This window comes from Aurantimicrobium minutum (assembly GCF_029894165.1).
Classification (GTDB): Bacteria; Actinomycetota; Actinomycetes; order Actinomycetales; family Microbacteriaceae; genus Aurantimicrobium; species Aurantimicrobium minutum_A.
In genome coordinates, this window is the sequence record NZ_JARXXU010000001.1 from 547,136 (window position 1) to 566,731 (window position 19,596).

The 19,596-nt window shown below is 58.7% G+C and carries 21 protein-coding genes; 16 read left to right on the plus strand and 5 right to left on the minus strand.

The genetic code is table 11. The features are described 5' to 3' along the window. The first annotated feature begins 2 nt into the window (after positions 1-2). From M2119_RS02920 to M2119_RS02955, 8 genes are all read left to right on the plus strand, one after another. A complete protein-coding gene (locus M2119_RS02920) occupies positions 3-377 on the plus strand; it encodes a holo-ACP synthase (protein ID WP_280803463.1) in 375 nt (124 codons plus the stop codon). Continuing rightward, on the plus strand, positions 374-1,501 hold the full coding sequence (gene alr, locus M2119_RS02925; RefSeq protein ID WP_280803464.1) for an alanine racemase: 1,128 nt from the start codon (positions 374-376) through the stop codon (positions 1,499-1,501). Before M2119_RS02920 ends, alr begins: the two co-directional genes overlap by 4 nt. Next, complete coding sequence (tsaE, locus tag M2119_RS02930; RefSeq protein ID WP_280803465.1) at positions 1,501-1,971, plus strand: tRNA (adenosine(37)-N6)-threonylcarbamoyltransferase complex ATPase subunit type 1 TsaE; 471 nt, start codon at positions 1,501-1,503, stop codon at positions 1,969-1,971. Before alr ends, tsaE begins: the two co-directional genes overlap by 1 nt. A 10-nt stretch (positions 1,972-1,981) precedes the next feature. Next, positions 1,982-2,632 carry a tRNA (adenosine(37)-N6)-threonylcarbamoyltransferase complex dimerization subunit type 1 TsaB gene (gene tsaB / locus M2119_RS02935; RefSeq protein ID WP_280803466.1) on the plus strand — a complete coding sequence of 217 codons (651 nt, stop codon included), beginning with the start codon at positions 1,982-1,984 and terminating at the stop codon, positions 2,630-2,632. Further along, positions 2,629-3,111 carry a ribosomal protein S18-alanine N-acetyltransferase gene (rimI, locus tag M2119_RS02940; protein WP_348520938.1) on the plus strand — a complete coding sequence of 161 codons (483 nt, stop codon included), beginning with the start codon at positions 2,629-2,631 and terminating at the stop codon, positions 3,109-3,111. Before tsaB ends, rimI begins: the two co-directional genes overlap by 4 nt. After that, the gene (tsaD, locus tag M2119_RS02945; RefSeq protein ID WP_280803467.1) at positions 3,111-4,172 is read left to right on the plus strand and encodes a tRNA (adenosine(37)-N6)-threonylcarbamoyltransferase complex transferase subunit TsaD; all 1,062 of its coding nucleotides are present in this window, start codon (positions 3,111-3,113) and stop codon (positions 4,170-4,172) included. The genes rimI and tsaD overlap by 1 nt, the downstream gene beginning before the upstream one ends. A 9-nt stretch (positions 4,173-4,181) precedes the next feature. Beyond that, positions 4,182-4,490, plus strand: coding sequence for a DUF4190 domain-containing protein (locus tag M2119_RS02950; RefSeq protein ID WP_280803468.1), 309 nt, complete (start codon positions 4,182-4,184; stop codon positions 4,488-4,490). A gap of 141 nt (positions 4,491-4,631) precedes the next feature. Further along, positions 4,632-4,934, plus strand: a complete 303-nt coding sequence (locus M2119_RS02955) for a DUF4190 domain-containing protein (RefSeq protein WP_280803469.1) — start codon at positions 4,632-4,634, stop codon at positions 4,932-4,934. On the opposite strand, the gene M2119_RS02960 is transcribed toward M2119_RS02955, so the two are convergent. Beyond that, positions 4,931-6,145 carry a class I SAM-dependent methyltransferase gene (locus M2119_RS02960; protein ID WP_280803470.1) on the minus strand — a complete coding sequence of 405 codons (1,215 nt, stop codon included), beginning with the start codon at positions 6,143-6,145 and terminating at the stop codon, positions 4,931-4,933. The genes M2119_RS02955 and M2119_RS02960 overlap by 4 nt on opposite strands. A 132-nt stretch (positions 6,146-6,277) precedes the next feature. Between M2119_RS02960 and groES the strand changes: the two genes are divergently transcribed. The 4 genes from groES (at position 6,278) to M2119_RS02980 (ending at position 9,901) form a co-directional block, all read left to right on the plus strand. Further along, complete coding sequence (gene groES, locus M2119_RS02965) at positions 6,278-6,574, plus strand: co-chaperone GroES (RefSeq protein WP_280803471.1); 297 nt, start codon at positions 6,278-6,280, stop codon at positions 6,572-6,574. Between the two features lie 72 nt (positions 6,575-6,646). Further along, the gene (rarD, locus tag M2119_RS02970; protein ID WP_280803472.1) at positions 6,647-7,597 is read left to right on the plus strand and encodes an EamA family transporter RarD; all 951 of its coding nucleotides are present in this window, start codon (positions 6,647-6,649) and stop codon (positions 7,595-7,597) included. 87 nt (positions 7,598-7,684) lie between these two features. Continuing rightward, positions 7,685-8,470, plus strand: a complete 786-nt coding sequence (locus M2119_RS02975; RefSeq protein WP_280803473.1) for an ABC transporter substrate-binding protein — start codon at positions 7,685-7,687, stop codon at positions 8,468-8,470. Between the two features lie 198 nt (positions 8,471-8,668). Continuing rightward, positions 8,669-9,901, plus strand: a complete 1,233-nt coding sequence (locus M2119_RS02980) for an ABC transporter substrate-binding protein (RefSeq protein ID WP_280803474.1) — start codon at positions 8,669-8,671, stop codon at positions 9,899-9,901. A 200-nt stretch (positions 9,902-10,101) separates the two neighbouring features. On the opposite strand, the gene M2119_RS02985 is transcribed toward M2119_RS02980, so the two are convergent. Genes M2119_RS02985 through M2119_RS03000 form a run of 4 tightly spaced genes read right to left on the minus strand, consistent with a single transcriptional unit; the run spans position 10,102 to position 13,996 of the window. After that, positions 10,102-10,836 carry an ABC transporter ATP-binding protein gene (locus M2119_RS02985; RefSeq protein ID WP_280803475.1) on the minus strand — a complete coding sequence of 245 codons (735 nt, stop codon included), beginning with the start codon at positions 10,834-10,836 and terminating at the stop codon, positions 10,102-10,104. Next, on the minus strand, positions 10,836-11,807 hold the full coding sequence (locus tag M2119_RS02990; RefSeq protein WP_280803476.1) for an ABC transporter ATP-binding protein: 972 nt from the start codon (positions 11,805-11,807) through the stop codon (positions 10,836-10,838). Before M2119_RS02990 ends, M2119_RS02985 begins: the two co-directional genes overlap by 1 nt. Beyond that, the gene (locus M2119_RS02995) at positions 11,797-12,774 is read right to left on the minus strand and encodes a branched-chain amino acid ABC transporter permease (protein ID WP_280803477.1); all 978 of its coding nucleotides are present in this window, start codon (positions 12,772-12,774) and stop codon (positions 11,797-11,799) included. The genes M2119_RS02990 and M2119_RS02995 overlap by 11 nt, the downstream gene beginning before the upstream one ends. Positions 12,775-12,784: 10 nt before the next feature. Further along, entirely contained in the window at positions 12,785-13,996 is a 1,212-nt protein-coding gene (locus M2119_RS03000; RefSeq protein ID WP_280803478.1) for a branched-chain amino acid ABC transporter permease, read from the minus strand. Positions 13,997-14,358: 362 nt separating this feature from the next. On the opposite strand from M2119_RS03000, the gene guaB reads away from it, so the two are divergent. Genes guaB through M2119_RS03020 form a run of 4 tightly spaced genes read left to right on the plus strand, consistent with a single transcriptional unit; the run spans position 14,359 to position 19,594 of the window. Continuing rightward, positions 14,359-15,861 carry an IMP dehydrogenase gene (gene guaB, locus M2119_RS03005; protein ID WP_280803479.1) on the plus strand — a complete coding sequence of 501 codons (1,503 nt, stop codon included), beginning with the start codon at positions 14,359-14,361 and terminating at the stop codon, positions 15,859-15,861. Between the two features lie 39 nt (positions 15,862-15,900). Next, positions 15,901-17,067, plus strand: a complete 1,167-nt coding sequence (locus M2119_RS03010; RefSeq protein WP_280803480.1) for a GuaB3 family IMP dehydrogenase-related protein — start codon at positions 15,901-15,903, stop codon at positions 17,065-17,067. After that, complete coding sequence (locus M2119_RS03015) at positions 17,067-18,827, plus strand: glycerol-3-phosphate dehydrogenase/oxidase (RefSeq protein WP_280803481.1); 1,761 nt, start codon at positions 17,067-17,069, stop codon at positions 18,825-18,827. Before M2119_RS03010 ends, M2119_RS03015 begins: the two co-directional genes overlap by 1 nt. Then, positions 18,824-19,594, plus strand: a complete 771-nt coding sequence (locus M2119_RS03020) for an SURF1 family protein (protein WP_280803482.1) — start codon at positions 18,824-18,826, stop codon at positions 19,592-19,594. The genes M2119_RS03015 and M2119_RS03020 overlap by 4 nt, the downstream gene beginning before the upstream one ends. Positions 19,595-19,596: the final 2 nt, after the last annotated feature.

Here is a 19,596-nt window from a genome sequence, read left to right on the forward strand (position 1 = left end):
TCATGATTGTGGGAGTGGGGGTCGACATCGTCGACATCGCTCGCTTCACGCGGGCCCTCGAGCGCACCCCAAAACTGAGTGAGCGTCTCTTCACCGAGGCAGAGCGCACCCTCCCTGTTGCTTCTCTTGCGGGGCGTTTTGCCGCCAAGGAAGCACTCATCAAAGCCTTTGGTGGATCCGGTTCGATGACCTGGCACGACATGTCCGTGGTCAAGGATGAGCTGGGAAAGCCCTCCTTTGATTTGAGCGGGGCTGCCGCAGAGATGGCCTCCAGCAGGGGCGTCACCTCCGTGCAACTCTCTATCTCGCATGATGCCAATGCCGCTGTTGCCTTCGTCGTTGCCGAAGGCAGCGTTACAGAGGTCAGCGCCGCATGAGCCACACACCGTTTCGAATTGCCCGAGTCAACACGGACGCCATCGCCGCGAACGTGAAGCAGGTCTTTGCCCTCACCGGCGTCGACGACGTCCTCGTCGTGGTCAAAGCCAATGCCTATGGACATGGCGCCGTGCGCGCAGCACGCGCTGCGCTCGCCGGCGGCGCCACGTTCCTCGGTACGGCAGACATTGATGAAGCTCTCGAGCTGCGTGCGGCAGGAATCACGGCACCGGTCTTGGCTTGGATTCACGCACCCGACGAAGGCTTTGAAGACGCGCTCGCCGCAGACATTACTCTGGGCGTTGCCTCGGTAGCGCAGCTGACCACGATTGCTGCTGCCGGCCGCAAGCTAGGCGTGCTGCCTGCCGTTCACCTCAAGATTGATACGGGTCTGAGCCGTAATGGTGCAAGCCCAGCGGAGTGGACTACCTTCTTTGCTGCTGCTTCAGAACTTCATCACCGGGGAGAGCTGAATGTGGAGGGTGTGATGAGTCACCTCTCCAACACCACCCCCGAAGATGACCTAGAACAGCTTCGTGTATTCCGGGTGGGTCTTGCCGAGCTCTCTGATGCAGGCCTCGAGCCGCGCTATGTGCACCTCGCTGCCAGCTTGGCTGCACTGACCCTGCCCGATACCCGTTTTAACATGGTGCGCACCGGTATTGCGGCCTATGGCATTGCCCCCACCGAAGATCTGCGCCCCGCACAGTTTGGCCTTACCCCTGCGCTGACGCTGGAATCTCAGGTCGTGGCCGTGCGACGAGTGCCTGCAGAAACCGGCATTAGCTATGGCTATCTGCACCGCACGGACACGGAGAGCACCTTGGCGCTGATTCCCCTGGGCTATGGCGACGGCATCAACCGCGATGCCTCCTCCAACGGACCCGTCGTGATTCGGGGAACCAGCTATGCCGTTGCGGGTCGCATTGCCATGGACCAGTTCGTGGTCAATGTGGGCAACGATGACGTTCAGGTCGGCGACACCGTGGTTCTGTTCGGCGACCCCGCCCAGGGTGCACCGTCGGTGCACGATTGGGCTGCAGCAGCAAATTCCATTGGCTATGAAATCGTCACGCGACTGATCGGTACTCGTCTGGAATACGAGTACGTAGGACAAGCCTGATGCTAGGCGTGCGCGCCATCGAGACGCCCGAGCAGATGCATGAGCTCGGACTCGAACTCGGCCGGGCACTACGTGCCGGAGATGTATTAGTTCTGACCGGTCCGCTCGGTGCGGGCAAAACCACCCTCACCCGCGGTATCGGCGAAGGCCTCGGCGTGCGGGGGCCTGTCACCAGTCCCACATTCGTACTGGCACGAACCCACCCCAGCCTGGTTGACGGCCCACTCCTCGTTCATGTGGATGCGTATCGCCTGAACAGCGCGGTGGAGCTCGATGACCTCGATATCGATTTCCCCCACAGCGTCGTTGTGGTCGAATGGGGTGCAGGCATGATCGAAGACCTCGTTGACTCTTGGCTCGACGTCGTCATTGAGCGGCCGGAGGGCTCCACTGCGGGGGAGCTCGGAGATGAACTCGTGGAGCCCCGCACTGTCACCCTGACCGGCCACGGTCCTCGTTGGAGTGCGTAGGGTGGAACCTATGATCTTGGCCATCGACACCTCGGCCGGAACCAGCGTTGCGCTGGTTGCCGGGGGAGAAGTGCTGGCTTCGCGCGACACCGCAGACACCATGCGTCATGCAGAGATTGTCGGTCCATTTATTGACGAGATCCTCACCGAGGCGGGTATCCCGGCAGCAGAGGTCACCCACGTAGCCGCGGGCATGGGTCCGGGTCCGTTCACTGGTCTGCGCGTTGGCATTGCTGCGGCAGATGCGTTTGCTTTTGGAGCGGGTGCGGTTTTGTTGCCCATGTATAGCCACGGAGCGATTGCCCTCGAGTACTTAGAGGACGATCGAGAGAACAACCTCATCGTCACCACCGATGCACGTCGCAAGGAAGAGTTCGTCAGCTTCTATAACGGCCTCGATGAAGCGGGCTGCCCCATCCTGGGTCATGGCCCTGCCCTGCAGAAGCCGGGTGAATTCTGTGCCATGGACAGTGGCGCGGTCCACGCTACTGAAGTGCACGCAGCATGGTTGGGTGTTCTCGCCCACCGCATGCTCGCAGCCGGGCATTCTTTCCTCCCCGCTGAAGCGGTCTATCTGCGCTCGCCGGATGTCACCCTGTCGAACGGCCCCAAGCGGGTCGGTCAACCTCGCAGTGAGCAAACGAGCGGGGGTCAGAAGTGATCGAAACCATCGCCTTGCGTCCGGCCACCACCGATGATGTTCCTGCCATCATGGCTATTGAAACTCCGGTCTTCGGCGGAGAAGCCTGGTCCACCGAAGCCATGGCCCGCGACGTGGGAGACACTAACTGTTTTTATCTCGTCGCCGAAGCACATACTGATGCCCTCGGAGGTGAGCCAGCGGTCATTGCCTATGCAGGGATACTCGCGCCTCGGGGCTCAGGTGATGGCGATATTCAAACCATTGCGGTGTTGCCAGAGTTCCGCAGCCTCGGCCTCGGCCGACAGCTCATGCGCGCTCTGCTCGAGGAAGCAGAACAGCGCAACGCCCACCGTGTCTTCCTGGAAGTGCGTGCAGATAATCCGCACGCCATCTCGCTCTATGTCTCCTTGGGTTTTGAAGAGATTGCTGTTCGCCCGGGGTATTACCAACCCGAGGGTGTGGACGCAGTCATTATGAAGCGCGGAGGTGACCTCTGATGACTATCAACTCAGAGGCACCCTTGGTGCTCGGTATTGAAACTAGTTGTGATGAGACCGGCATCGGCATTGTTCGTGGCCGGGAACTTCTGGCCAATGTAATTGCCTCCTCCATGGACGAGCATGCACGCTATGGCGGTGTTGTTCCGGAGGTGGCAGCCCGTGCACATCTCGAAGCTTTGCGCCCGGCCCTGACCGAGGCTATTGCCACAGCGGGCATCGAGCTCTCTGATCTCGATGCTGTCGCTGTCACGAGCGGCCCTGGTTTGGCCGGGGCACTCATGGTGGGCGTGGGCGCGGCCAAGGCTCTGGCTCTTTCGCTGGATAAGCCGCTGTATGCCGTGAACCACTTGGTGGGTCACGTGGGGGCTGATGTTTTGGGGGAAGACGGCCCGCTGGAGTACCCCACCATTGCTCTGCTGGTCTCCGGCGGTCACACCTCCTTGTTGCTGGTGCGTGACCTCACTTCGGATGTGGAGCTACTCGGTGAAACCATCGACGACGCGGCCGGGGAAGCTTTCGACAAGGTCGCCAGAATTCTGGGACTGCCTTATCCCGGCGGCCCCCAGATTGACCGTGCTGCCGAGAGCGGAAACCCCAAGGCCATTCGGTTCCCCCGCGGACTCACCTTGCCCAAAGACATGGACAAGCACCGCTACGACTTCTCCTTCTCAGGCCTCAAGACAGCGGTGGCCCGCTGGGTCGAGGTGCGCAGGGACGCAGGTGAAGAGATTCCGATCTCGGATGTGGCCGCGAGCTTCCGCGAAGCTGTCGTCGACGTCTTGACGGCGAAAGCGATTGCTGCGTGTACAGACTTTGGTATTCCTCGCTTGTTACTCGGCGGTGGCGTGATTGCGAATGCGCGCCTGCGCGAAGTCGCACAACAGCGCGCAGATGCAGCCGGAATCGAATTGCGTATTCCAGCGTTCTCCCTCTGCACCGATAACGGCGCGATGATCGCCGCACTCGCATCAGAACTCATCATGGAAGGCGCGGAACCGTCCTCGCTGAGCTTTGGAGCAGACAGCACACTCCCAGTTACGGACATCCACGTTCACTAAACTGGAGTCATGACTGATTCAACTGCACCAGTAACCGCTCCTGTCGCCCCACGCACTAACGTGCTTGCCATCGTTTCTTTGGTCTCCGGCATTGTCGGATTGACCTTTATCCCCTTCATCGGCGGCATCGTTGCCGTCATCACCGGCCACATGGCCCGCAAGGAAATCCGCACCAGCGGCGAGGCAGGCGATGGCCTGGCCAAGGGTGGCCTCATCACCGGGTACATCGGTTTGGGCTTCTCTGTGCTCGCACTCGTCATCGTCATCATCGCCTTCACCGTCTTCGCGATGTCCGGTGCGATGATGTACGGCTACTAAAAACGAGAACTAGTTTTTCTCGGAATGGCGGTGCGCAAGCACCGCCATTCTGCGTTCACCCACGCGGGTGAGGAATGGACTTCCAGGCGTCCCCAACGCTCCAGCACTCTCTCGTGCACACCCTCGAGATAAAATGGAGCTATGACTGGGCCAATTGAACCTGTTGCTGCGTCCCGCACAAACGTTCTCGCGATAGTTTCGCTCACATCCGGTATTTTCGGTTTGACGTTCATGCCCCTGCTGGGTGGACTTATCGCCGTGATTACTGGTCACCTTTCCCGCAAGGAAATCCACACCAGCGGCGAGGCAGGCGATGGCCTGGCCAAGGGTGGCCTCGTCACGGGGTACATCGGCCTGGCATTTGCTGTGGTTGGTCTTGTAATTTACGGGATCTTTATGGCCATCTTCGCCATGACGGGGAACATGATGGACCCTTATCCCTAAGGAGAATTTCGGTCTGAAGGCTCTCCATGGCGGTGCGCAAGCACCGCCATTCTGCGTTCACCCACGCGGGTGAGGAACAGCGTCGCCGACTTCTTCCCCGTGAGAGAGAGCTTCTTGCGGAATTCGGCCGGGTCAATATCGACCCCGCGCTTCTTAATTTCAAGCGTGCCAATTCCTCGGCGCGCTAATTCTTTGGCTAGCACCTTCACATCGAGGGCACAGACCTGCTCCACCTGGAAGGTGGAGGCAAAGGGTGTCTGCACGGCAGTGTTGCTAGACATGTAGGCAATGTGTTCGTCGAGCATGTGGGCACCCAGACTGCGGGCAAGGTCCCCGATCAGGCGGGCACGAATCACGGCACCGTCAGGTTCGTAGAGGTAGTCGCCAATCTCTGCGATCTCGGCATCAGGTGCATCAGCCCCAGCGGCGAGTTCATGCATGCCCTCGCGAGTGAGCAACAGGGCAGAGCGCGTGATGCCTGGCCGTGCCAGAGACCCGAACCACAAACCCAGTTCTACGACATCTCCGTTGACCGAAACCCACTGTGCTTCGCAGTGGTCCGGAATGAGATCGCGGTCGAAGCCAGGGCCCAGCTTGATGCCGGTGGGCAGTTTGCCGCTGAGGCCAAAGGAGAAGTCCAGGGAGGGGGAGTAGTCCTCAGACTTTGTCAGGCGCTGGGTGTTGCTGTGACCGGAGGTGCGCCGGGCAGGATCAAGATAGACAGCGTCTACGTTCTCGAGTGAGGCCTCCTCGGCGGTGCCGTGGTGTACCTCTGCCTCGGGGAAGGGTGACAGGTTGTAGGCAGCCAGCGCCGCCGTTACTTCATCCGCCTCTACGGCGGTGACAGAAATACCGGCACCGGCGAACGCCAGCGCATCGGCCCCGATGCCACAGCCCAAGTCCGCAACTCGAGTGAGCCCTGCGCGAACAAAACGTCCCGCATGCAGCGCCGCCACCGGAAGCCGGGTGGCCTGTTCGAGGCCAGCTTCGGTGAACAGCATGCGCTGGGCAAAGTCGCCGAACTTCCCCGTTGCCTTGGCGCGAAGTTTGGCTTGAGTCAACACGGTGGCCACTAAAGACGCGGAATGTCCTGCTTTTCTCAGTTCCGAGACAATCTTGAGCACGTCTGTGGCGGAAGAATAGGCCGGCAGGGAGTCGAGTAACGCGATCGCCTCAGCGGTGAGTAATTCCCGCAGTTCTGCACTCTCCATGAGAGCAAACCTACCAAGCTCTGTAGCTGGCACTCACATTGCGCGAGTGCTAGTTCACGCCGTAGACTCTGAGTTAGCACTCGACGGGTTCGGGTGCTAACTCACCTACTTAGCTCAAGAAAGAGGTCAACCGTGTCGGTCGCCATTAAGCCGCTCGAAGATCGCATCGTTATCAAGCAGGTTGAAGCCGAGCAGACTACTGCTTCCGGTCTCGTCATTCCTGACACTGCCAAGGAAAAGCCCCAGGAGGGCATCGTTGTCGCAGTAGGCCCCGGCCGCATCGACGACAACGGTAACCGCGTTCCCCTGGACATCGCAGAAGGTGACAAGGTCATCTACTCGAAGTACGGCGGAACCGAGGTCAAGTACGCCGGAGAAGAGTTCCTCGTGCTCTCTGCTCGTGACGTTCTTGCGATCGTCGTTCGCTAATTTAGAACACTTCATTGTGGGTCCCGGAGTAACCGGGGCCCACAGTTGTTTAACCCGGAGTAGTCTCGAGGGATGACTACTGCCGGTGCGTCGAAGGTGCCTGCCAAGTTATCCCGTTCAGGCCTGGCGTATGCCATCGGAGCCTATGGGCTCTGGGGCGTTTTTCCTCTCTACTTCCTCACCCTCGAACCGGCTACGCCGTTCGAAGTGGTGGGCTATCGCATCCTGTTTTCGCTCGTGTTCTGTGCGATTCTCATCGCGTTCACCAAGAACTGGAAAACGCTGCTGGGGCTGCTGAAGCAGCGCCGCACCATGTTGCTGTTGGGTGTCGCCTCGGTCTTGATTTACATCAACTGGCAGGTGTTCATCCTCGCGGTGCTCAACAACCAGATTGTGGAATCGTCCCTGGGCTACTTTATTAACCCCATCGTGACCGTGGTCTTGGGTGTACTGGTGCTTCGGGAGCGGTTACGTCCCCTGCAGTGGGTAGCCGTCGGCATCAGTTTTGTTGCCGTTGTTGTGTTGACCGTGAGTTACGGCACCATCCCCTGGATCTCGTTGACGTTGGCTATCTCGTTCGGTTTCTATGGCCTGCTCAAAAAGCGCATTGGCAAGAACGTCGATGCCATCAGTAGCCTCACGGTGGAGACCATGTGGATGACCCCGGTGGCCATTACTCAGCTGGTCATCGTGTCCAACTTGGTGGGCCTCACCTTCATCGGTTACGGCACCGGCCACATGCTGTTGCTCATGAGCTCGGGTGTGGTGACCGCGGTTCCCCTGATTTTGTTTGGTGCCGGAACCAGGCGCCTGCCGCTGACTGCGGTGGGGCTGATCCAATACTCGACCCCGCTGTTTTCTTTCTTACTGGCCGTCTTCGTGCTCCACGAACCCATGCCCACCACCCGCTGGGTTGGCTTCATCATTATTTGGATAGCCCTGATTGTGCTCACCATTGATATGTTTCGTGCCGGTAATGCCAATCGCATTGCGCGCGCAGCCGAGGAACTCGCTATCGAGTAGACCTCGGCAAGCGCGCGTGCCATCCCCGGTTCTCGCCTGAGTCCTCGGTACTGTGGAGAAGAACTTTCCACACAGAAAAGGGTCATCGTGCGTTTCACTCAAGCTGCAGTCGTTCTCGTCACTGGTCTTGCCGTTGTCGGCCTTACCGCGTGCTCTGGGGAAGCTGCGCCTAAGCCCACCGCAACCCCCACTCCAGTGGCGGCTTCGGGCGACGGCATCCTGCGCATTGGTGACTTGACCCCCACCACTGGCGACCTCGCTGCCTACGGCAACTCGCAGGCTGCCGGTGTGGAGCTTGCTGTCCGCGAGATCAACGAAGCGGGTGGCTACAACAAGGTTCCCGTGGAGGTTCTCCACCGTAACGCTGGTGACGGCGACGCCGCGGTCACTGAGGCAAGCTTTAACGACCTTCTTTCTCGTGGTGTTGATGTCATCATCGCTCCTGACTCTGCCACCGTGACCAAGACCTTGCAGGATCTGGTGACCAAGAACGAGAGCAACGTGGCCATCATCTCCCTCGCCACCGGCACCAACGCGTCGAAGGAGGGCACCGTGAAGGTGGTCACTCCCGATGATGCCTTCGCTGCTCGCCTCAAGTCTTCAGACCCCAGCCTGGCTGACCTCGGATATGGCGCCGAAGCATATGACGCCACTGTGGCCTCTGCTCTGGCTGCCACCGTGGCCAAGGATGACGGCGGTGCGTCTGTCGTGCAGGGCCTCGTCGCCGTTTCGTCTCACAGTGGCATCACCTGCACCAGCTACGGCATGTGCCTGGACGTCCTCACCAAGAAGCCTTCGATTGATTACGTCGGCATCTCCGGTCAGATGAACTACGACGCAAAAACAGGTGTTACTTCTTTCGTCAAGAAGTAACCCACACGCAATTCCGTAGTTTTCCTTCGAAAAAACAACGAATTCCGTTGTTGTGTTGAGAACTATGTCAGAATCTCACAGTTTGTTACCCAGTTGTAACCGGGAAATGTTGTCTGTGGAAACACCAAGCGAATAGTTTGGAAATACAACGGAGTGCGTTCACGCGTGCTCTGATCACATTAATCACCAAGGAGTAACATGAGCGCATTTTCACGCCGCTCCCGTGCACTTAGCGGTATCGCTATTGCTGCAGCATCAGTCCTGATGCTCGCCGGCTGTGCAAGCGGATCCAACGAAGCAAGCAAGCCATCTGAAGACTTGACCCTCAAGGTCGGAACTGTGCTTCCTCAGACCGGTTCTCTCGCATTCCTCGGACCCCCCGAAGAAGCTGGTGTCTCTCTTGCAGCTGCTGAAATCAACGAAGCAAACGCAGGTATCACCGTTGACGTTACCTATGGTGACTCTGGTGACGCAGACAACAAGGCATTCGAGACCACCGTTCCTAAGCTTCTCGACTCTGGCGTGAACGTCATTGTTGGTGCTGCTTCTTCCGGTGTTTCCAAGCTCTTCATTGACCAGGTAACTGGTGCAGGCGTTCTGCAGATTTCTCCTGCAAACACCTCGCCTGACTTCACCACCTGGGATGACAACAACCTCTACTGGCGTACCGCTCCTTCTGACCTCCTCCAGGGTGAAGTTCTCGGTAACTTGATTGCTGAAGATGGCGCTGCCACCCTCGGTATCATCTACCTGAACGACGCTTACGGTACCGGTCTCGAGAAGGCAACCAAGGCTTCCTTCGAAGCTGCTGGCGGTAAGGTCGTCGCCTCTGAGTCCTACAACGCAGGTGACACCACTTTCGACTCTCAGATTGCTGCCATCGTTGCTCAGAACCCTGACGCAATCGAAGCAATCACCTTCGACGAGTTCAAGACCATTGCACCTGCACTGGTTGCTGCTGGATACCCTGCAGAGAAGATCTACCTCGTAGACGGTAACCTCGCACAGTACGGTGCTGACCTCCCCGTCAGCATCGAAGGTGCAAAGGGAACCCTCCCCGGTGGTGTCCTCTCTGATGACTTCACCACTCGCGTGAACGACAACTGGGTTGCTGAAGGCAACGAAGCTCTCGAGGACTTCTCCTACGCAGGTGAATCCTACGATGCAGTTATCGTGACCGCTCTCGCTGCTCTGCAGGCTGGCTCCACCAACGGTGTAGACATTGCTGCTGAGATGGGTTCCGTAACCGGTCCCGACGGTGAAATGTGCACCACGTTCGCTGACTGTGCAGCACTCATCAACGAAGGTAAGGCCATCAACTACGATGGTGTTTCTTCTCAGATCGAGTTCGATGCAGCTGGTGACCCAACCAAGGCTGTTATTGGTATCTACCAGTACGGTGCTGACAACAAGTACACCCGCATCGACTAATACCTGATGCAGAGGAAGCCCCCGGCGTATGCCGGGGGCTTCCTTCGTTTAAGCGCAGAGATAACTCTGAGATAACGCAGAGGGGCAGAGCGAGAACCAATGCTCACGGAGGCTGAAGAAGGACAGCAGGGGAACAGAGAAGCGGCCCCTGGATTATCCAGGGGCCGCTCTGTGGCGTTCTGTGTCTGTCTGACGGCTTATTACTCGCCCAGAGTACCCAAGTAGAGTCCGATGACCTTAGGGTCGTTCAGGAGCTCACGGCCGGTGCCGGTGTAGGCATCGTGTCCTTGGTCGAGAACATACCCGCGGTCACAGATCTGCAAGCACCGACGAGCGTTCTGCTCCACCATGATGGTGGTCACACCCGCCTTGTTGATCTCTGAGACGCGCAAGAAGGCATCATCCTGACGTACGGGAGACAAACCTGCGGAGGGCTCATCGAGCAGCAGCACGTGAGGGTCCATCATGAGCGCACGGCTCATAGCGACCATCTGGCGCTCACCACCGGAAAGACCACCCGCACGCTGTTTGAGGCGTGCACCCATCTCCGAGAAGATGCTGGTGACGAACTCCAGGCGATCTGCATAGATCTTGGGGTTCTGGTACAGACCCATTTGCAGGTTTTCTTCGATGGTCAAGCTGGGGAAGACGTTGTTTGTCTGGGGGACAAAACCCACTCCCTTAGCCACCAGCTTGTTGGGCTTGAGGTTAGAGATGCTCTCACCGTTGAGGGTGATGTCGCCTTCACGAACTTTGACAAGACCGAAGATGGACTTCAGCAGTGTGGACTTACCGGCACCGTTGGGGCCGATAATGCCAATGAGTTCACCCTTGTTTGCGGTCAGGTTACAGTTCGTCAGAATGTTGATTCCGGGGAGATAACCTGCCGTCAAACCAGCGACCTGGACGACGGGAGTTTCTGCAGGAGCGGCCATTAGTTGTCGCCCTTCTCTGATGCGTTGATTGCCTGATCCAAGTGTTCGACTTCTTCCGCCATCTTCTTGGCTTCAGGGTCCATCTTTCCCTTGACGCGACCGGTGACAACACCGAGGTCGACGTCTTGGTGGCTGCCCAAGTAGGCGTCGATAACCTTCTGGTTACGCATAACCTCATCGGGTGGACCTTCAGCCACGACTTCACCCATCGCCATCACGACAACCCAGTCCGCGATGTGGCGAACCATGTGCATATCGTGTTCGACGAAGAGTACCGTCATGCCTTCTTGCTTGAGGTTCAGAATGTGTTCCAGCAGTGACTGTGTCAGCGCAGGGTTCACACCAGCCATGGGCTCATCGAGCATGACGAGCTTGGGATCGCTCATCAGTGCGCGGGCCATTTCCAGCAGCTTGCGCTGACCGCCCGAAAGGGAGGCAGCGAAGTCGGTCTGCTTGGTATCTAGCTTGAACTTCTTGAGCAGGTCCAGAGCCTTCACCTCGTTCGTGGCTTCTTGCTTGCGCCAGAAACCAGGGAACAGGCTGGGGAAGATGCGTTCACCCACCTGGTTCTTGGCGCCCAACTTCATGTTTTCCATGACGGTGAGCAAACCCAGAGCCTTGGTGAGCTGGAAGGTGCGAACCTGACCCAGCTTGGCAGCTTGGTAGGCAGCAACGCCCTTCATGTTCTTGCCATCGAAGGTCCAGCTGCCGGTGTCTGGCTTATCAAAACCAGTCAACAGGTTGAACAGAGTGGTCTTACCGGCACCGTTGGGGCCGATCAGTGCCGTAATGGCATTACGAGGAATCTCGAGGTGCTCCACGTTCACAGCGGTGAGACCACCGAATTTACGTGTCACACCGTCAGCGATGATGATGGGGTCGACCTTCTTCACGCCGGGAGCAATTTCTCCCACGTGAAGTCCGGTGGACTTCACGGGAGTGACACCGGTGGGGAGTGGATTACTTGACAAAGGTCAGCTCCTTCTTGTTTCCAAAGATGCCCTGTGGTCGATAGATCACGATGAGCATCAGAGCAACACCGACGAAGATGTACCGGAGGACACCTGCCTGGATGTTCGTAATGGGAAGAATTCCAGCGTCCGCGAGAGCAGGGATGATGTTGTCGAGGGCCGCCATAATCACCCAGAAGATGACAGAACCGACAACGGGTCCGAAGACCGTGGCGGCACCACCGAGCAGCACAATCGTCCAGATAAAGAACGTCAAGCTGGTGACATAGGAACCGGGAACAACGGCCGAAGGCAGAGCAAAGACCACACCAGCCATGGCGCCGAAGACACCACCGATGATGAGTGCCTGCATCTTGTAGGCAAAGACGTTCTTACCCAGTGCGCGAACGGCGTCCTCGTCTTCACGAATACCGCGGAGTACACGACCCCAGGGGCTGCGCATGAGAGACCAGACGATCAGCACGGCGATAGCGAGAAGGACGAAGCCGAAGATGCGGACCCACCAGTCCTTCTCGTTGTACATCCAAGGACCGAAACCATACTCGCCGGGCGGGATGGGGTTGGCTGCACGGAAACTATCGTGGTAGCCACCCAAACCGTCAGCGGAGTTCGTCCACTCGTCAAAGAGCATGGTTGTGAAGAGCAAACGCAGAATTTCTGCGGCCGCAATCGTCACAATGGCCAAATAGTCCGCGCGCAAACGTAGCGTGGGGATACCCAGCAGAACAGCGAAGATGACCGAAGCACCCGCACCCACCAGGATGCCTGCCCACCAAGGCCAGCCGAAGCTGAGGATAGAGATGGCGTAGCCATAGGCGCCCAGCGCCATGAATCCGGCCATACCGAAGTTCAGAAGACCCGCATATCCGAAGTGAACGGAGAGGCCAACGGCAGCAATTGCATAGGCAATCGTTGTGGGGCTAATAATCCATGAGGCTGTGTTTGACAGCATTCCGAGAATGTCCATGTTGCGCCTCCTAACCTATTCTCTCTTTTCGTCCCAAGATGCCTTGAGGACGAACGAGCAGGACCAAGATGAGCACGAGAAGTGCACCGATGTACTTGATGTCTGCAGGGATAAAGAGGCTGGAAACTTCAACCATCACACCGATGATGATCGAACCAACCAAAGCGCCAAACGCGGTACCTAAACCACCCAAGGTCACCGCAGCAAAGATGAGCAGCAGAATCTGTCCACCCATGTCCCACTTGATACCGGGACGGAAGTAGGCCCAGAGAATACCTGCCAGGCCAGCCAGCGCACCGGAGAGAATCCAGACGATGCGGATCACACCGTCGACATCGATTCCAGAGGAGGACGCAAGCGAGGCGTTGTCAGAAATAGCTCGAGTGGCCTTACCAATGCGAGTGCGCAGCAACCAGAATCCGACACCGGCGAGAACCACGATGCTGATCACCATAGAGATGATGTCGCTCATGGCCAGCGAGATAGGTCCGAAGATCTGGAACTTGGCATCTCCGGCACCTTCGAGTTGAAGTGTGGAACCACCCACGAAGAAGAGGAAGACATAACGCAAAGCCAGGGACAGACCGATACTCACGATCATCATCTGCACAAGGCCGATGCCCTTCTTACGCAACGGCTTCCAAATTCCCGCATCAAGCGACCAGCCGAAAGCACCAGAGGCAACGACGGCAAGGAGCAAAGCTAACAAGATAGGCAGCTGCAGCACCGTGGAGAAGAACAGACCGGCGAGAGCACCGAAGGTCACCATTTCAGCCTGAGCGAAGTTGGACAAACCTGTCGTTCCAAACACCAGCGAAACACCAATAGCGGCAAGTGCCAACATCAAACCAAAGTTGATGCCGTCAAAGAATCGGGCAATGAGTTGGTCGCTAAAACTGACCACCACTCGTTCGCCTTGGCCGAGGAAGAAGTTCACACTCTTTTTGCCCGAAAGGCCAAACTCTGCTTCGACGGAGGAGCCACCTTCCGCAACGATGACACCGTCTGGAAGTGTGGATTCATCCATGGTGATGGTGTATTTCTCCTTTTCAGGAACACCAATCTTCCACTTACCCTCTGCGTCCGTCACGGTCTCCGCGTCGTAGCCGTTGCCGGAAACGCTGATCTTGACACCTTCGACGGGCTTGTCTTGGTACTGCACGTTGCCACTGAAGGCATATTCGTATTCAGCTCCGACCTCGTCTGCGTGTGCCGAAGACATGCCTCCAAAAAGCGCAAATGCGAGGGAGACAAAGGTAAGAAGGAGTCCGACAGCCACTCTCGGGCTGAGCGTTTTACGCGCTGTCTGTATTTGAGCGGTGGGCACTAATCCTCCTAGTGGACAGGCGAGGTGCGAGGGCTTGTCTGGATGCTGTCAAATAAATCGTCTTTCAACATTGAAAGACGATACGCATTGATTATGTCGCACTTGTTTCCACAGCGCGATAAACCAATAATTCAAGACACTAGCCGGGGAATGACACTGCGCGCCAACCCGTTAAGCTTGTCTGTAGAGACTCATCAATGCTGTCGCGGAAAACAGCCGGAATATTTGTTTAAATACGATACGAAACTGAGGAATCAATGGCCCAGAACGATCCATTCGGATTTGTTGGACTGACATACGACGACGTCCTGTTGCTGCCTGGCCACACCGACGTTATTCCTAGCGAGGCAAACACCTCCAGCCGCTTCACGCGCCGCATTACCCTGTCTAAGCCTCTGATCTCCAGCGCGATGGACACCGTGACCGAAGCCCGCATGGCGATTGCCATGGCCCGCCAAGGCGGTATCGGCATCCTGCACCGTAACCTTTCTATTGAGGACCAGGCTGACCAGGTAGATAAGGTCAAGCGCAGCGAGTCCGGCATGATTACGAACCCGGTCACCACACATGCTGAGGCAACCGTGGCCGAAGTCGATGACCTCTGTGGTCAGTTCCGCGTCAGCGGCCTTCCCGTCATCGATGCCGACGGCACACTCGTCGGCATCATTACTAACCGCGATATGCGCTTCGTCTCCGAAGCAGACAAGCGTGTACTGCGCGTGCGGGACATCATGACCCCGATGCCCCTCATCACCGCACCGGTGGGTGTCTCTGCAGATGACGCCATTGGTCTGCTCGCCGCCAACAAGATTGAGAAGCTTCCTATCGTGGACGCCGCCGGCAAACTGACCGGCCTCATCACCACCAAAGACTTTGACAAGTCGGAGAAGTACCCCGACGCCACCAAGGACGAGGCAGGACGCCTGCGCGTTGGAGCAGCCATAGGTTTCTTCGGCGACGCCTGGGAGCGTGCCGAGGCCCTGCGTGATGCCGGCGTCGACGTTCTGGTTGTTGACACTGCCAACGGTGACTCTGCCGGTGTACTCGACATTATTCGCAAGCTCAAGAAAGACCCTTCTTTTGCGCACATCGACGTGGTCGGTGGAAACGTCGCAACCCGCAGCGGTGCACAGGCACTCGTTGACGCCGGTGCGGACGGCGTGAAGGTAGGCGTCGGTCCCGGTTCTATCTGCACCACCCGTGTTGTAGCTGGTGTGGGTGTGCCCCAGGTCACCGCCATCTGGGAGGCCTACCAAGCAGCAGGTCCCGCGGGCGTTCCCGTCATTGCAGATGGTGGTCTGCAGTATTCCGGTGACATTGCCAAGGCCTTGGTGGCCGGTGCAGAGTCCGTCATGCTCGGGTCTCTGTTTGCCGGGTGTGACGAAAGCCCTGGAGACCTCGTCTTCGACAACGGCAAGCAGTACAAGAGCTACCGCGGCATGGGTTCATTGGGTGCCCTGCAGACCCGTGGTGAGCGCACCTCCTATTCCAAGGACCGTTACTTCCAGTCCGACGTGCCCAGTGATGACAAGCTCATCGCCGAAGGCATCGAAGGCCGTGTGGCCTACCGCGGCCCTCTGGCCGCTGTGGCCCACCAGTTGGTCGGTGGCCTGCGCCAGTCCATGTTCTATGTCGGCGCACGCACCATTGCCGACCTTCGCTCGAACGGCAAGTTCGTGCGCATCACCGCGGCTGGACTCAAAGAGTCCCACCCGCACGACATCCAGATGGTTGTCGAAGCACCGAACTACCGCAAGTAAACACGCAAACGAGAAACTGAATAAGAAAACGGGGAGATCATGACGGAAATTGAGATTGGGCGTTCGAAGCGCGCACGCCGTGCTTTTGCCTTCGACGATATTGCCGTCGTCCCTAGCCGTCGCACCCGTGACCCTCAGGATGTGTCGGTCAACTGGAGCATTGACGCCTACCAGTTCAGCATCCCTATCCTGGCTGCCCCCATGGACTCCGTGGTCTCTCCAGAGACCGCGATTGCCATGGGCAAGCTCGGTGGTGTGGGTGTACTGAACCTCGAGGGTCTCTGGACCCGCTACGAGAACCCTGTGCCGATCCTCTCCGAGATCCGCTCCCTTCCTGCCGACCGTGCGACCGCACGCATGCAGGAAATCTATGCAGAGCCCATCAAGGCGGAACTCATCACCGCTCGCATTGCCGAGATTCGCGCCTCCGGTGTGACAGTCGCAGCGGCGCTGTCACCTCAGCGCACCCAAGAGTTTTACAAGACCGTGGTCAGCGCCGGCGTTGACCTCTTTGTGATCCGCGGAACCACCGTCTCGGCCGAGCACGTCTCTCAGGGCACCGAAGCATTGAACCTCAAGAAGTTCATCTACGAACTCGATGTTCCTGTCATTGTCGGTGGCGCAGCCACCTACACCGCCGCCTTGCACCTCATGCGCACCGGTGCTGCCGGTGTTCTCGTCGGTTTCGGTGGCGGCGCAGCCTCCACCACCCGCGCCTCGCTGGGTATTCACGCTCCCATGGCCACGGCGGTCGCCGACGTAGCTGGCGCTCGCCGTGACTACATGGACGAATCCGGTGGACGCTACGTCCACGTCATCGCGGACGGTGGCCTCGGCACCTCCGGTGACGTGGTGAAAGCTATTGCCTGCGGCGCTGACGCCGTCATGCTCGGTTCTGCGCTGGCCCGTGCTACTGACGCCCCTGGTGGCGGCTGGCACTGGGGCCAGGAAGCCCACCACGGTGAGCTGCCCCGCGGCAGCCGCATGCATGTGGGCCAGGTGGGTTCCCTCGAAGAACTTCTCTTCGGTCCTGCACAGGTCTCCGATGGCACCGCCAACATTGTGGGCGCACTGCGTCGCTCCATGGCCACCACTGGCTACTCCGATCTCAAGGAGTTCCAGCGGGTTGAGGTTGTGGTGGCCCCCTACAGCGCCGCACACAGTGCCGCTGCTCCCACTGCTCCCACGACGAATACGACACTGTAATGTCCAGCGCAGCAGCTTCGCAGGGTGTGCTCAACGCAGCCACCCGTGCTGAAGCGCTGGCTGCGCTGCGCGCAACTGCCACCAGTAGCGAAGAACTCGATGTCCTCATTATTGGGGGTGGCATCGTGGGTGCCGGCTGCGCACTCGATGCGGCCACCCGTGGCCTAAACGTGGGTGTGGTCGAAGCCCAAGACTGGGCGTCGGGTACCTCCAGCCGTTCGTCCAAGCTTGTGCACGGCGGTATTCGCTACCTCGAACAGTTGGACTTCCACCTCGTGCGCGAAGCACTCACCGAGCGGGGACTCTTGCTGCAGCAATTAGCTCCGCATTTGGTTAAGCCCATACGTTTTCTCTATCCCGTCGAGCACCCCGTCTGGGAACGTGCCTACATCGGGGCAGGGATGTTGCTCTATGACGCGCTGTCCTACGCGGGCGGGCGACGCCCGGGCGTCGGACACCACCGTCACCTGAGTAAACGCCAAATTGGCCTGGCTGCGCCCAGCCTGAGATCTTCCGGCATCATCGGCGGCATGAGCTACTTCGACGGCCGCGTCGATGACGCCCGCTATGTAGTCAACCTGGTCCGCACCGCCGTGGCCAACGGCGCTCACGCCGCCAACCGCACGGAGGTTGTCGGCTTCCTGCAAGAACAAGGTCGCGTTGTCGGCGTGACGCTCAAAGACCTGCAAACCGGTGAAGAATTTAAGGTCCTCGCCAAGCAGGTCATTAACTCCACTGGGGTCTGGACAGGCAAGACTCAGGAACTCGTGCACGATGGCGGCACGCTGCGCGTGCGAGCATCGAAGGGAATCCACATTGTGGTTCCCCGAGAGAAGTTCAAGTCGGTCATGGGCTTGCTCCTGCGCACCGAGAAGAGTGTGCTCTTTGTTATTCCGTGGGGACGCCACTGGATCATTGGCACCACCGATACAGACTGGCACTACGACAAGGCGCACCCCTCGGCGACCGCCACCGATATTCAGTACCTGCTTGACCACGTGAACAGCGTGCTCGATGAGCCCATCACCCACGACGACATCGAGGGTGTGTATGTGGGCCTGAGGCCTTTGCTGGCCGGGGATTCAGAATCCACGGCCAAGCTCAGCCGCGAACACGTCGTGGTCAAGCCCAAGCCCGGTCTGGTGCTCATCGCCGGCGGAAAGTGGACCACCTACCGCGTGATGGCCACCGACGCCGTGGACGCCGCTGTGGAAGAACTCAATGCCATCGTCGGAGAAGGCTCGATCCCGCCGAGTGTGACCGCGTCTATTCCGCTGCTCGGAGCCTCCGGGTATAAAGCAGCCTGGAACCGTCGCACGCGCACAGCGGCCAAGGCCGGTCTGCCGCGTGCTGTGGTGGAGCATTTGCTCAACCGCTACGGCTCCATGGCCGACGACCTGCTGGAACTCATCGCCGCAGATCCCAGCCAGGCAGAACCCCTGCCGAATAACCCTGACTACCTCCGTGCCGAAGTGACCTATGCGGTCACCCACGAAGGCGCCCTGCACGTCGAAGACGTGCTGGCGCGTCGCACCCGCTACAACATTGAAACCCGCGACCGCGGCATTGAAGCCTCGGTCGTCGTGGCCAAGATCATGGGTGGACTGCTCGGCTGGAGCGCAGCAGAAGAGAAGGCAGAAGCCCGCAACTACCGCCTCTCTGTGGAAGCAGAGTTTGCGGCAGAACAGCAGAGCACTGACGACGCAGCGAACGCGATTCGCACGGCCGTGCCCAGCATTACAGAAGTGCCCCCACAGTGATCAAAACTGCGCTTCGCCCGAAATGGGTTCTCTTCTTGCTGTTTGTCATGGCCCTGGCAGCTGCTTTTGCCTGGCTGGGCCAATGGCAACTCGAACGCGCCATCGAGGCAGCGCAGCCAGTCGACACCGAGTCCGAGATTGTTGTTCCACTCGAGGGCCTTCTTGTGCCTGGAATGGCCAGTACCGATAAGTCCGGTGGCCACATGGCCGAGATCACCGGTTATCTCGACCCCCAGGCCTACACCCTGCTCACCGGACGCTTGAACCAAGGCCAAGCGGGCTACTGGGTCGTGGGCCGCATGATCACCTCGGTCGACCAGGCCAGCCTGCCCGTGGCACTGGGCTGGACGGAGAGCCAGGACGAAGCCGCTGCCGTTCTCGCGGAGCTTGCTGCGGAGCCTGTGGCAGACCCCACGCTGTGGACAGGGCGCTTCATGCCCACCGAAGCCCCGGAACTGCCCGGAACCAATGACGACCCGCTGAGCGAGAGCACACTGTCCGTGGCCTCCTTGGTAAACCAGTGGCCTGGTTACACCGGCACGGTGTACTCCGGATATCTCATCAATGACACCGCCCCTGCGGGACTGGAGGTCATTGACTCCTTTGCCCCCAAGAATGAGGGCTCTGTGAATTGGCTCAATATCTTCTATGCCCTGGAGTGGATTGTCTTCGCGGGCTTTGCGTTCTATATCTGGTGGCGCTTGGTTAAAGACGACTATGAGCGCCAACAAGACGAACTCGAGCTAGCTGCTTCGGAAGTAAACTAGAG